9 protein-coding genes are annotated in these 14,937 nt (G+C 40.3%); 3 read left to right on the forward strand and 6 right to left on the reverse strand.

What is annotated here, in order from left to right; all coding sequences use genetic code 11:
* Nucleotide 1: 1 nt before the first annotated feature.
* Nucleotides 2-7,210 (forward strand): gliding motility-associated C-terminal domain-containing protein, encoded by a 7,209-nt coding sequence (locus CHU_RS19405; RefSeq protein WP_011585605.1) that lies wholly within the window; start codon nt 2-4, stop codon nt 7,208-7,210.
* An 87-nt stretch (nt 7,211-7,297) separates the two neighbouring features.
* On the opposite strand, the gene CHU_RS10865 is transcribed toward CHU_RS19405, so the two are convergent.
* A complete protein-coding gene (locus CHU_RS10865; protein WP_011585606.1) occupies nt 7,298-7,744 on the reverse strand; it encodes a type II toxin-antitoxin system RatA family toxin in 447 nt (148 codons plus the stop codon).
* Nucleotides 7,745-7,749: 5 nt separating this feature from the next.
* The gene (locus tag CHU_RS10870; RefSeq protein WP_041932345.1) at nt 7,750-8,766 is read right to left on the reverse strand and encodes an acyl-CoA reductase; all 1,017 of its coding nucleotides are present in this window, start codon (nt 8,764-8,766) and stop codon (nt 7,750-7,752) included.
* 93 nt (nt 8,767-8,859) lie between these two features.
* Here CHU_RS10870 and CHU_RS10875 point away from each other — a divergent pair, with 93 nt between their 5' ends.
* Nucleotides 8,860-9,207, forward strand: a complete 348-nt coding sequence (locus CHU_RS10875) for a 4Fe-4S dicluster domain-containing protein (protein WP_011585608.1) — start codon at nt 8,860-8,862, stop codon at nt 9,205-9,207.
* Nucleotides 9,208-9,322: 115 nt separating this feature from the next.
* Complete coding sequence (locus tag CHU_RS10880; protein ID WP_011585609.1) at nt 9,323-10,510, forward strand: phosphoglycerate kinase; 1,188 nt, start codon at nt 9,323-9,325, stop codon at nt 10,508-10,510.
* A 234-nt stretch (nt 10,511-10,744) separates the two neighbouring features.
* On the opposite strand, the gene CHU_RS10885 is transcribed toward CHU_RS10880, so the two are convergent.
* From CHU_RS10885 to CHU_RS10900, 4 genes are all read right to left on the reverse strand, one after another.
* Nucleotides 10,745-11,083: a hypothetical protein gene (locus tag CHU_RS10885; RefSeq protein ID WP_011585610.1), complete on the reverse strand. Its 339-nt coding sequence runs from the start codon at nt 11,081-11,083 to the stop codon at nt 10,745-10,747.
* Nucleotides 11,084-11,087: 4 nt separating this feature from the next.
* Nucleotides 11,088-12,020, reverse strand: a complete 933-nt coding sequence (locus CHU_RS10890; RefSeq protein WP_011585611.1) for a D-2-hydroxyacid dehydrogenase — start codon at nt 12,018-12,020, stop codon at nt 11,088-11,090.
* A 115-nt stretch (nt 12,021-12,135) separates the two neighbouring features.
* Nucleotides 12,136-14,040 (reverse strand): RecQ family ATP-dependent DNA helicase, encoded by a 1,905-nt coding sequence (locus tag CHU_RS10895; RefSeq protein ID WP_011585612.1) that lies wholly within the window; start codon nt 14,038-14,040, stop codon nt 12,136-12,138.
* Between the two features lie 13 nt (nt 14,041-14,053).
* Complete coding sequence (locus CHU_RS10900; RefSeq protein WP_049755537.1) at nt 14,054-14,713, reverse strand: ABC transporter ATP-binding protein; 660 nt, start codon at nt 14,711-14,713, stop codon at nt 14,054-14,056.
* Between the last annotated feature and the right edge of the window lie 224 nt (nt 14,714-14,937).

Raw genomic sequence — 14,937 nt, forward strand, 5'->3', positions numbered from 1 at the left:
TTTGAATAATTTAATAAAAATATTTGTACATTTTTTTACACTTGCACTGTGTGTATGCGTGATTGCGTTCAACGCATTCGATTCATATGCTCAGTGTAATCCTTCTATTAAAGTTACTGTTACTACTCAAAATTTACGTTGTAACGGAGACAATTCAGGTAGTATTATTGTTTCAATTACTGGAGGTGTTCCTTCTACAGGTAATAATTACAATTATTCTCTTTTTAGTGGCATCATTAGCCCCATTATTGTTAATAATTATCCTCTTAATAATTATTCATTTACAAATCTTCCGGCATTTGATAATTATTTATTAGTTGTGCAAGTACCTCTGGCAGGAGGAGGTTTTACAGTATGCCCCACATCAATTTCATTAACTGAGCCTGCTGCTCTATCTATTTCTACTGGACCAATACAATCGGTTTCCTGTCATGGAGGAAACGACGGAGCTATTGATGCGGTTGTAACAGGAGGGCCAACCATGCCCTATACCTATTCCTGGAGTAATGGTGCAACAACTGAAGATATTTCAGGGCTAACAGCTGGTGATTATACATTAACGATAACAGATGGTAATGGCTGTAAATTATCCAGAACCTTTACCGTTACAGAGCCTGCTCCTATAAATGCGAATGCTGTTATTACAAATGTTTCCTGTAAAAACGGTAATTCCGGTTCAATAAATATTTCTCCTACAGGCGGATCATTGCCTTATAAATCTTTCGCATGGAGTAATGGTGCAGCAACTGAAGATATTTCCGGTCTAACGGCTGGTTCATATACTGTAACCATTACTGATAATAAAGATTGCAAACAGGCATTTACATTCAATGTGACAGAACCTGCTACAGTAATCACTGCTACAACCAACATTACTAATATTACCTGTAATGGGTCATCAACAGGAGCTATTGATGTTACCACTTCCGGCGGTACGGCTCCTTATACCTATTTATGGAATAATGGTGCAACTACAGAAGATTTATCTGCTGTAGCTGCAGGGACCTATTCTGTAACCATTACAGACCAAAATGGCTGCTCTACTGTAATCAGTTCTCTAACCATTACCCAAACTACTCCGATCAGTGTAACTGCTACGCCGACACCTATTACGTGTAACGGAAGCAGTACAGGAGCGATTGCGATTAACCCTACCGGAGGAAACGCCCCGTATACATTCTTATGGACCAATGGCACAACAGCACAGAATTTAACCAATGCTCCGGCAGGTACTTATTCTGTAACGATTACCGATAACTCAACGTGTTCCAAAACATTCGGGCCTTTCACTATTACACAGCCAGCTGCTATTTCAGCGACTGCAACACCAGTAAATGCTTCGTGCAACGGCAAACCAGACGGCGCAATTACGCTTATGCCTGCAGGCGGAACCGCTCCTTACACGTATTCATGGAGCAATGGCGCTACCACAAAAGATGTTTCGGGATTAGTTTCCGGAACGTATACTGTAACTATTACAGATAACAACACCTGTTCTAAAGTATTGGGACCATTTACAATTACACAACCGGCAGCAATTACAGCGACAGGAACAGTAACAAATCCATTGTGCAATGGTGTGCCAACCGGAGCAATTACTATTTCAACACCAGCAGGCGGAACAGCTCCATATACCTATTCCTGGAACACGGGAGCTACCACAAAAGACCTTTCCGGATTAACTGCCGGCACCTATATCCTGACCATTACCGATCAGAAAGGCTGTTCAAGTGTATTACCTGCATTCACAATTACACAGCCTACTGCAATATCTGCTACAACCAGCATCACTAATATTACCTGTAATGGGTCATCAACAGGAGCTATTGATGTTACCACTTCCGGCGGTACGGCTCCTTATACCTATTTATGGAACAATGGTGCAACTACAGAAGATTTATCTGCTGTAGCTGCAGGGACCTATTCTGTAACCATTACAGACCAAAATGGCTGCTCTACTGTAATCAGTTCTCTAACCATTACCCAAACTACTCCGATCAGTGTAACTGCTACGCCGACACCTATTACGTGTAACGGAAGCAGTACAGGAGCGATTGCGATTAACCCTACCGGAGGAAACGCCCCGTATACATTCTTATGGACCAATGGCACAACAGCACAGAATTTAACCAATGCTCCGGCAGGTACTTATTCTGTAACGATTACCGATAACTCAACGTGTTCCAAAACATTCGGGCCTTTCACTATTACACAGCCAGCTGCTATTTCAGCGACTGCAACACCAGTAAATGCTTCGTGCAACGGCAAACCAGACGGCGCAATTACGCTTATGCCTGCAGGCGGAACCGCTCCTTACACGTATTCATGGAGCAATGGCGCTACCACAAAAGATGTTTCGGGATTAGTTTCCGGAACGTATACTGTAACTATTACAGATAACAACACCTGTTCTAAAGTATTGGGACCATTTACAATTACACAACCGGCAGCAATTACAGCGACAGGAACAGTAACAAATCCATTGTGCAATGGTGTGCCAACCGGAGCAATTACTATTTCAACACCAGCAGGCGGAACAGCTCCATATACCTATTCCTGGAACACGGGAGCTACCACAAAAGACCTTTCCGGATTAACTGCCGGCACCTATATCCTGACCATTACCGATCAGAAAGGCTGTTCAAGTGTATTACCTGCATTCACAATTACACAGCCTACTGCAATATCTGCTACAACCAGCATCACTAATATTACCTGTAATGGGTCATCAACAGGAGCTATTGATGTTACCACTTCCGGCGGTACGGCTCCTTATACCTATTTATGGAACAATGGTGTAACTGCAAAAGACTTATCTGCAGTTACTGCAGGAAATTATTCTGTAACGATTACAGATAAAAATGGCTGTTCTGTTTCAATCGGTCCGTTAACCATTTCACAGAATCCACCAATCAACCTGACGGCTTCACCAACAATCACAAATGTTTTATGTAATGGAAACAGCACCGGAAGTATTGTTATTAATCCTTCGGGTGGTAATGCTCCCTATACGTTCTCCTGGACCAATGGTACAACAGCACAGAATTTAACCAATGCTCCGGCAGGTACTTATTCTGTAACGATTACCGATAACACAACCTGCTCCAGAACATTTGGACCTTACACAATTACTGAACCTATTGCAATTTCTGCAACTGCAACACCAGTGAGTGTTTCGTGTAATGGCAAACCAGATGGTTCAATTACACTTACCCCTGCAGGCGGAACTGCTCCTTACACGTATTCATGGAGCAATGGTGCTACAACAAAAGATGTTTCGGGATTAGCTGCCGGCACCTATACAGTAACCATAACCGATAATAACACCTGTTCAAAAGCTTTTGGCCCATTTACGATCACACAACCTGTAGCAATTTCTGCTACTGGTACAGTGAGCAATATTACGTGTAATGGTTCATCAACGGGGTCTATAACTATTACAGCACCAACTGGCGGAGCAGCCCCTTATTCTTACTCCTGGAACACCGGTGCTGCTATAAAAGATCTTACAGGACTAGCTGCCGGGTCGTATACGTTAACCATTACAGATCAAAATGGTTGCTCCCGTATATTACCAACATTTACAATTACACAGCCTACAGCATTATCAAGCATTGGTGCTGTAACACAGGTTGTGTGCAATGGAACAGCTACAGGGGCTATAAACATTTCTACACCAACGGGCGGTGTAGCCCCTTACACATTCCTGTGGTCAAATGGACTTACAACTCAAAATAATCCTTCCCTTATTGCAGGCAGTTATTCTGTAACGATTACAGATGCTTCGGGCTGTAAACTTGTTTTACCATTTACGGTTACAGAACCTGCTGCAATTGCAACAACGGAAACCCAAATGAATGCTTCCTGCAATGGAACTTCAACCGGGTCTATTTCTATTTCAACACCTACCGGAGGAACAGCTCCTTTTACCTATTTATGGTCTAATGGTGTAACTACTCAAAGCAATATGTCTATCCTTGCCGGAAATTATTCTGTAACAATTACAGACAGTAAAGGCTGTTCAAAATTATTCGGCCCGTATACAATAACAGAGCCTGCTTCAATAGCAGTGACAGGAACTTCTACACCTCCATCCTGCAATGGTTCAGCTTCCGGTTCCATTTCACTTGATCTTCCTACAGGCGGCGTAGCACCCTATTCCTATAGCTGGTCGAATGGTGCAACCACGCAGAATTTAACAAATGTTGTAGCAGGGACGTATACTGTAACCATTACAGATAGTAAAGGCTGTTCAAACCCTACTCCTGTTTCATTTACTATTGCTAATGGTGTACCTATTACTGGTACAGCATCTGCTACCCCTGCAACTGTTTGTTCCGGCCAGGGCACTATGGTTACTGCAACGATTGATGCGGCTTATACACCTGCAACCAACGCTTATTCATTTAATGCTGGGTCAACATTCCAGTCTTCTTCTTCTTTTGCTATTGCCAAAATCACAGGAGATACAGTAATATCTGTAGTTATAAAAGATATAAACGGATGCTTAACCGATCCGATCCCGGTGTCAGTTACTACTAATAAAATTGCTGGAAATTTAGATGTAACAAAAACTGTTTCATGTTTTGGAAACAGTGATGGTGAATTAACAATGAATATTACAGGCAGCTCTGCCGTTTACATGTATTCAATCAACGGTTCAGCATTTAAACATTCAAACATATTCTCCAACTTAGCTGCCGGAACATATACGGTAGTTGTTGATGATGGAAGTGCCTGTAATTCCAGTTACACGACTACCCTAACCGAGCCTGTACTCTTAACAATCAATATTAAAACAATTACGGATATTAATCCATGTTTATCTGCAACAACTGGCTCCATTGTTATTACATCGAATGGCGGCAATCCAGATAAAACGTTTACCATAACTCCATCGGGTTCTTCTCAAACAGACAGTACATTTACTGGTTTAGCTACCGGCACATATACAATATCTGTTACCGATTCCAAAGGCTGTACGGCTAATGTTGATGGAACTGTAAACAGTCCGGCACCATTGTCAATTACTTCTGTAACAACTCCTGTTACCTGTACCAACCCATTGTCAGGTTCAATTGATATTTCTGTTTCCGGAGGCGCTGTTCCTTATACATATCTATGGACAGATGGCAGTACGAATCAGGATTTGATAAATTTATCGGCTGGTACATATAAGATTGTTGTAACAGACAGCAAAAACTGTAAAGATTCTTTATCGGTTATCATTGATCCGGCGCCTGTTGTTACAGGTTCTGCCGTTGCCACTCCCGCGACCGTATGTTTAGGCCAAAGTACTACCATTACAGCAACCATAGATGCGGCATTTACACCAGCTACAAATGCGTATTCTTTTGATGGAGGTCTGACATTCCAGACAGCGGCTGATTTCAGTATCGCAAGCATTCTTTCTGATACAACCGTACATGTATTGTTGAAAGATGTAAATAGCTGTTTAAGCAATGATATAGCTGTAGTTATTTCAACTTCAAAAATTGATGCCACGCTTGATATTACGAATCCACTATCATGTGGCGGAGGTAGCAATGGAGAACTAACAGTAACTGTTACCGGTAATTCAACCGGGTATACTTATAAGTTGAATGGCGGCGCATTCCAGGTTTCCCCGGTATTCTCTAATCTGGCAGGAGGAAATTATACCGTAGTTATTTATGATGGAATTTCATGTCAATCAAGCCTTACAACCAGTTTAACAGAACCTGTATCTTTTGCCATGATCGTGCAGCAAACTGAAAATGTTTCACCATGTGCAGGCGGAAATAATGGATCTATACTGGTTTCAACATCCAATGCCAATACTCCTATAACGTTTACACTTACTCCTTCAGGAGTTTCCCAGCAGGACAATCCGTTATTTTCAAATCTATCTGCAGGAACATACACCATTGATGCATTAGATGCTAAAGGTTGCACAGCGTCTGTTACAGCAACGATCATACAGCCAAATGGTGTTAATGTGTCGTTAATCGTTGCAACAATTGTAAATAATATTTGTGCTACAAATAATAATGGAAGCATTCAATTAAGCAATGTTACCGGAGGTATTGCTCCGTATACTTATACACTTAATGGAGTAGACAGCCCAACTGCTTTCTTTGATGAATTAGTTTCCGGTAACCATACCATTATCATTACAGATAAAGCAGGTTGTATCACAAATTATCCATTTACAATTTCCGGACCCCAACAGATTGGATTCGAGAAAAAAATAGTGGGTTCCTCCTGTAAAAATTTCGACGGAAGTATCCAGATTATAAATGTCACAGGCGGCACTCCTGATTATAAATACAGTATTAACGATGGTGACAATTATTTCTCGACCACGTTATTTACCGGCCTTGGACCAGGAAGCTACCCATTACGCGTACAGGATAAAAATGGCTGCTCATATGGCTATACAGTTACATTACCAACAAAAACGGCCCCTATTCCTTATGTGCGTATTCAGGAACCAACCTGTAATGGTGGCTCTGATGGTTTTATCGTATTAGATTCTATTTATGGGGGGGTACCTTTATTTCAATATGAATTGGATGGAACTCCGGTTGGTTCTTCAACCGCTTATTCAGACAAAGCAGCCGGCACCTATGAACTTACAATTATAGATCAGGCTTGTACGTATAAAATAGATAGTTTCTTTGTTTATAATTATACAAAAAATGCATATGACACGATTTCAGCGTCAGGGATCACGGTTACTCAGCCTGCTGCTGTAACGGCTACTGTATTTTCAAACGATGCTGATCGACATGAGAATTCAGGCGTTGCCGGAATCTATAACATTCAGGGCGGTACGCCTGGCTATTTATGGAGCGCAGACAACATTATATTCGAACCTGTTGTTGGCGATACCGTGTTATTAACCAAATTATCAAGTGGGCCACATACCATCTTTGTGTTGGATACAAATGGTTGTGCAGCATCATTCGAAATAACCATTCTTGTTGAGTTCTTTATACCTAATTTGATCACACCGAATAAAGATGGGAAAAATGACCGCTTTGAGATCATGGCACTACCAAAAGGCAGCAGATTAAAAATTGTTAACCGTTGGGGAAATGAAGTATACATGAGCAACAATTACGATAACTCCTGGGATGCTGATGAAGACAGCGATGGTGTATTTTACTATGAACTAACCTTGCCGGACAATAACAGATATAAAGGCTGGGTTGAAGTAATCCGATAAGGATTAAACCACACACTAAAAAAATCCCGCCACAACATATTGTGACGGGATTTTTTATTTCTTTTTATTCAGGCATGTTCTCTATTTTTAATTTGTTTCAATATATTTTTTCAGATCAAGAAGCCGCTGCCGTACGTTTCGCTGTAAATTATTTTCAACAATTTTCCAGATTAAATTAAATGGGAAACGCAATGAAAATGCATACAGAAAAATAACTTCTGTTTCATTTTCGCCTATGTGTTTATAATTCCAGGAACCTAAAAAAGATTCAAACATATATGGCCCTTTGGTCATGTTAATGGCTGTAGCTTTAGGGCGGTTAAACGTTACATATTCAGTAACCATACCCATGCCATTTTTTGCTGCACAATATGCCTTCACACCTTTACCTGCACGCTCCGCCCCTTCTATTAACTCTGCCTGTTTTAAAAACGTATCCCAACGAAGCCGTTGTGCATAATCCTGTGTTACATCAAAAATAATTTCTGCTGATGCATGAATCGTAATCTTCTCTGTAAACTTTATATGTTTCATTGTGCTTATAAGGCGGTCAGAAATGCCATGGTATCTACACCATCTGCAAAATCCGAAATAGTCGGATGCTGCGCCTGGCCAAGTTTATAAGACGGATACAGATCTGTTTGTTGATTACTCACTACACACTGAAGCTGTTTTTTGTTTGTTTCAAACAATGCTGCCAATTGTTCCTGCGAAGTATAATATGAATATGTTAATGTAGCGATATGTGAAAAAATCAGATCCGATTCTTTTAACAGCAAATAACCCGAATCAAAATGATGTACCTGATCGATCAGTAATACCGCTTTGTTGTATTCATAATTATTCATGTACTTATGATGATTACGTACAGTTGAAAATTCCCCCTCCCAGGCAGACAGAATAGTTACAGGCGAATAGCCTTCCGGTAAATACAGATGCGATACATTTCTGCAACCAAGACCGAAATACTGAAACACATCTGAACCCAGATCCATCAAAACATCTTTTGTTTCATCGCCATGAAGTACTGCTACAGAAGTTCTGTTTTTACGAATGATATTTGGTGTATTTCTAAAATAGTATTCAAAGTGTTTTGCCGTATTATCACTGCCTGTTGCAATGTAGGCATCCATATTTTTTAACTGATCAACAAAAAAGATGCGTTCTTCGTAGGAAGGATTTATATGTGTTAACACAGATGCGATCTTTTTTAAGAGTACATTATCGTCTCCGCTCAATTTTGCATATACTATATTACCCGACAAAAGCACACATAAGAAGTCGTGAAACCCTACGGCGGGAATATTTCCGGCCATAATCACCCCTATTTTTTTCGCAGAAGCAGAAATTTTGTATCTGAAAAAAAAATTTTCCAGGGCTTTCGGTTCCAGAATCTCAATAATTCCTTCTAAAGCAGATTTTACATTTTCCGCTGTAAACCATGGATTATTTGCCTCTGCCCGGTACATCCATTCATTTAATTCTTCGGAATCAATGTTTCGCAACTGGTCGTGTAATAAAGCAAACGTCTGTAAATCTGTATGTAAACCTTTCATCCGTATTTTTTGTTGATGTATTATATGCAAATATAATTTGAACCTAAGGATTTTGTATCTAATTTTGTAAACCAATTACTACGAAGAGAGAATATGGCTATAATAATTACTGATGAATGCATTAATTGTGGTGCATGCGAACCTGAATGTCCGAATACAGCAATATACGAAGGTGGAGTTGAATGGAACTATGCTGCGGGTACAAGTTTGACAGAAATCCAGATGGAAGATGGTACAGCTATAGATGCCAAAGACCCAATGGAAGCTGTATCTAATGAGTTCTACTATATTGTTCCAAACAAGTGTACAGAGTGCACCGGTTTCCATGAAGAACCGCAGTGTGCAGCTGTTTGTCCGGTTGATTGTTGTGTAGATGATCCGGATAATGTTGAGACTACAGAAGAATTACAAGCTAAGAAAGCGTGGCTTCACGGTGAATAAGCTCATTATCAAGTATTAATCAATAATACAAAAAAGGCGGCTGTAAGTCGCCTTTTTTATTTTAAAAGGTATTGCTATTTTAGGAGACGAATTGAGATAATTTTAAAAAACCACCATGAAAACAGTAGACAGTTTTAACTTTTCAGGTAAAAAAGCCCTGATACGCGTTGATTTTAACGTCCCTCTTAATAAGAGTTTTGAAATTACAGATGATACAAGATTAAAAGCAGTATTACCTACTGTTTCGAAAGTATTAAAAGATGGTGGTTCAGCAATTTTGATGTCACACTTAGGTAGACCAAAAGGTGGACCGGAAGAAAAATATTCTTTAAAACACATCCTTCCTTATCTGAACAAAATGTTCGGACAGGAAGTATTGTTTGCGGCGGATTGTATCGGTGAAGATGCAAAAGCAAAAGCAGCAGCATTAAAACCAGGTCAGGTATTATTACTTGAGAACTTACGTTTCTATCCGGAAGAAGAAAAAGGCGATGTTGAATTCGCAAAAAAACTTTCTGTATTAGGTGATGTATGGGTGAATGATGCATTTGGTACCGCACACAGAGCACATGCTTCAACAGCGGTAATCGGACAATTCTTCAAAGATAAAGTTTGCGGGTATGTAATGCAGGCTGAACTTGACAATGCAAATAAATTATTAAAGCAAGGTGAAAAACCAATCACAGCTGTTATGGGAGGTTCTAAAATCTCTGATAAAATCATGGTGATTGAAAACTTATTAGATACGGTTGACAACCTGATAATCGGTGGCGGTATGTCTTATACCTTCACAAAAGCATTAGGCGGAAAGATTGGCAAATCAATCAACGAACCAGATAAATTAGAGCTTGCGCTTTCGTTAATTGAAAAAGCTAAAGCGAAAAATGTTAAATTATATTTACCGTTAGATAACGTTGTTGCAGATGATTTCAGCAACGATGCAAACAAGCAGACAGTAAAAACGGGTGAAATTCCGGATGGCTGGGAAGGGCTGGATATCGGACCTGAAACTGTTAAGTTATTCAGCGAAGTAGTTGCAAACTCTAAAACTGTTTTATGGAACGGACCAATGGGCGTGTTTGAATTTGCAAACTTTGCTACTGGTACGATTGCTATTGCTAAAGCAGTTAAAGAAGCAACACAAAAAGGAGCTTTCTCATTAATCGGTGGTGGCGACTCAGCTGCTGCAATCAACAATTTAGGTTTCGGTAACGATGTATCTTACGTTTCTACAGGCGGCGGTGCATTACTTGAATACTTCGAAGGCAAAACACTTCCGGGTGTGGCGGCGTTGGAGAAATAGTTGCTAGGTATTAGTTTCCAGCTGCAAGACAAAAGTATAGAGTACGAAGTAGTATTAAGTACAAATCGTCTCTATAATCCATACTTTGTCTCACATTGGATGAACACATAGAATAAAAAAGGGATTTAGACAAAATGTCTAAATCCCTTTTTCTTTTTGTACTATGTACTATGTACTATGTACTCTATACTTCGTACTTCCTTCGTCTGGTAACTAGTACCTGGCAACTGATAACTATTCAGAGTCTTCAATATGAAACTTATGCAGCAACCTGTGTAAGGTAGGCGCGATAAAAACACCGATGGACGTTAAAAAAGCAACGCCGCTGTATATGGAATAAAACGAAGCGAAAAGTTTGGCAGCGTCTGTTTTCATGGGATCTATCGGCCCCATGCCCGTTAAGATCATACTTGCATTCAGCAGCGAATCAATAAAAGACAAGCCAGCGTAATAATGATATCCCCAGACACCCAAGCCAAGTGATAATGCCAAAAACGTAAATGAAATGATAAAAAGCACAAACGTTCGCCATAAATAAACACTTGTTGGAGCAAGTTCTTTGTTGTGAAGCATAGTATTATGAAATAAATTGTTTGATGTTATGCTCAATGCCTTGTAATAAGGTAAGACGTGCCTGCTTACTCGCCCAGGCAATGTGTGGTGTTAAGATCAACTGACCATGATCCTGCAGCTGCAATAAGGGTGAATGAAGCGGTAACGGCTCCTGTTCAAATACATCCAGCGCTGCAGCATAAATCTTTTTTTCTTCTAATGCCCGAACCAAATCTGCTTCTACTACAATCCCTCCTCTTCCAACATTAATCAATACCGCATCTGATTTCATCATTGCAAGCTGTTTAGCGCCGATTAACTGGCTTGTCTGCGGATTGAATGGCGCATGAATGCTAACTACGTCAGAAGTCTTTAAAAGTACCTCTAAGGAAACAGAGGGATAACCTGCATCTGTATTTTTTCCGCTGGTGGAATAATACTGCACCTGCATATTAAATGCTGCTGCAATTTTTGCCACCGCTTTACCAATATCTCCCATTCCGATAATTCCGATTGTTTTACCAGCAATTTCTTCCAAACCCGGACCGATATGCGTAAAGAGTTGTTGAGAAGAATACATTTCTTCTTTTACATACGTATCGTAAAAAGAAATACGATTATACAATTCAATGATGAAACCGAAAGTAAGCTGCGCCACACTGTTGGTTGAATAGCCTTTAACATTCTTCACCGGAATATTCAATGCCGCTGCTTTCTCCAGATCAATATTATTTGTTCCGGTTGCAGCCACACAGATCAGTTTAAGATTTGGAAGAAGCTCCAGTAATGCAGCATCGATCTTTACTTTGTTTGTAATGATGATGTCTGCCTCTAAGCAACGTTCCAGTCTTTCATCCGGAGCCGTTTCAGCATATTGTGTATAGACTCCAAACCCGTTGAAACGTTCCAGCTCAGGCATGTCCCCCATTGTTAAAGCGTCTAAGAAAACGATATTCATACTATATTCTATGTATTAAGTATTAGGTTATAAGAAATCAACTAAATGATGCTGTATTCACTATTGCCCTCTGCACAATGTATACTGTTCACTGTGTACTAGCCTCTGCTAACAATTACTTTTTCACCCACAAATACCTACCTGTATCATCGATCTTAACTTTAGAAGTATCCATCAACGTACGGATAATGTCAAGCACAATATTTTTATCTAAGCCAGCAAACTCTTTTTCAAGTTCTTCGATCGGAATGTTTTTCGTTTGCAGTGTTTGCTGCACTACCATTGCAGTATGGTCATAATATTCTTTGTTACGTGCCTTACTGATACAGCGGTCGCAGATACCACAAGGTGCTGCATTGTATTCACCGAAATATTCCAGTACATATTGCGCCCGGCAGCCTTGTGTATGCAGAAAGCCGATCATGTTTTCTGCGCTTTCCTGATCGTGGTCTTTACGGTCTTCCAGCCATTGCAGATCTAATTGTAATTTTGGTGCATCCTGCCGAGGCAATAAAAACGTAAGCTGCGGAACATCACTGGCATCAATAAAATCAATGATACCGCTCTGCACCAGAAATTTTATTTTACTTACAATTTCAGATTCAGGTGTTAAGGTTGATTTTGCCAAGGTTGAAAAAGAGAACTCGCGGTATGCTGTATATACTTCACCTCCAAAGATCCGCAATAACTGCTTAATAAATTCATCATACTTAGGCATTTTCAAACGGGCATCATACAGATGCTCATGATCTACAATTACCTTTAATTTGGGTGGATTGTAGAATGCTTCACTGAGCTGGATAATCCCATGCTGCTCCATCCGCTTTAAGGAATAGAATGCCTCTAATTTATTGTGATTATATTTTTTGCAGAATTCGTCTAAATCGAACGGATAACTTTCCATATACCCACTGCCTACTGCCAGTTGATAATAGTTTGCCAGCGATTGATACATTCTCCGGATCACTTCGGGAGATGGGTGTGCCACGGGAATTTTAGCCAGCAATTCCTCTTCGTCTTTCTTTGTATGCAGCAAAACAGCAAAGGCTTTATTACCGTCACGTCCTGCCCTGCCGGCTTCCTGAAAATAACCTTCCAGTGAATCGGGTACATCCATATGCACAACCAGTCGCACATCGGGCTTGTCAACGCCCATACCGAATGCATTGGTAGCAACCATTACACGTACGGTATTTTTCATAAATGCGTCCTGCTTAATGCTGCGTTGCTTATGATCAAGTCCGCCGTGATAGAATTCTGTTGGAATGCCCTGCCGATTCAGAAACTCCGCAATCCTTACCACACGTGCGCGGGTATTGGCATATACGATACATACGCCGGGAATCTTTTGCAGCATCGACACAAGTCGTTTCTCTTTATTCTCTTCGTACAAGCACGAGTACGATAAATTTTTACGGGTAAAACTTTGTGTAAATATCTGCGGATTCTGGAGCGCCAGTTGATCCATGATATCATTCAGCACCATTTCATTGGCCGTAGCAGTAAGTGCAATCACAGGCACTTCAGGAAGCAGCGTACGGATTGATGCGATCTCCCTGTAAGCAGGTCTGAAATCATGGCCCCATTCGGAGATACAATGCGCTTCATCGATAGCAATACAAATGATCTTCATCTTCTCTACACGCTCTTTAAACAGATCAGATTTTAACCGTTCAGGAGAAACGTACAGCAATTTTATATTTCCATAAATACAATTATCAAGTGCAATATCGATTTCTGTTTTGCGCAGGCCTGAATGGATTGCTGTAGCAATAATGCCTCTACGGCGCAACTGTTCTACCTGGTCTTTCATTAATGCAATGAGCGGACTGATAACCAATACCAATCCATCTCTTGCCAGGGCGGGCACCTGATAGCAAATAGATTTGCCTCCGCCCGTTGGTAAAAGCGCAACGGTGTCATTGCCTCCTAAAATAGAATTTATGATATCCTCCTGAAGCGGACGAAAGTTTGAATGGCCCCAATAGGTTTTGAGAATTTCATGTATAGAAGCACTCATACCCGATGTTGAATTAAATGATTACGCCGTCCTGCATGACCACTTTACGGTCTGATAAATCGGCAAGTTTTTCATTGTGTGTTACGATCACAAATGTTTGATTATATGTTTTACGCAGATCAAAAAATAACTGATGTAATTCTTCTGCATTGTGTGTATCTAAATTACCGCTTGGTTCATCGGCAAATACAATCAGCGGATCATTGATCAATGACCTGGCTACAGCTACACGTTGCTGTTCGCCGCCGGATAATTGATTTGGGTAATGTGTAAAACGATGATCCAAACCCAGAAAACGTAACAAATCTTTCGCACGGTTTTCAGCTTCTTTGAGATTGCGCTTGCCAATCATAGCAGGCAGCAATACATTTTCTACCGCTGTAAACTCGGGCAATAAATTATGAAACTGGAAGATGAAACCGATATGCTGATTACGGAAAGCAGATAACGTTTTATCATTCATAGCAGAAATTTCTTCATCCTTGATCTTCACCCATCCTGTATCCGGACGATCCAGACTTCCCAGAATATGAAGAAGTGTGCTTTTGCCGGCTCCGGAAGCCCCGACGATGGATACAACTTCACCTTGCTGAACAGAAAAATCAATGCCTTTTAACACATCTACCGTTCCATAGGTTTTAAATATATCTCCCGCCTTCAGAATTTCTTGCATAACGTTATTTGGTATCAATAGATAAAGATACGGAAATTAGGCGATAATGATAATAGAATTAGCAGGACCATTCAAAATCTATTCATCTGTATGTGAACTGATAAAGCGGTTTTTATTATTTTTTTAAATAGGTTAATAATTTTGATCGGAATCTACCGTTAGTGTTGTGGTCTTAAATGAACATATAAGGATTTTTAGCATAAGTCCGTGAATCTTTTTACAAA

This window comes from Cytophaga hutchinsonii ATCC 33406 (assembly GCF_000014145.1).
GTDB classification, from domain to species: Bacteria; Bacteroidota; Bacteroidia; order Cytophagales; family Cytophagaceae; genus Cytophaga; species Cytophaga hutchinsonii.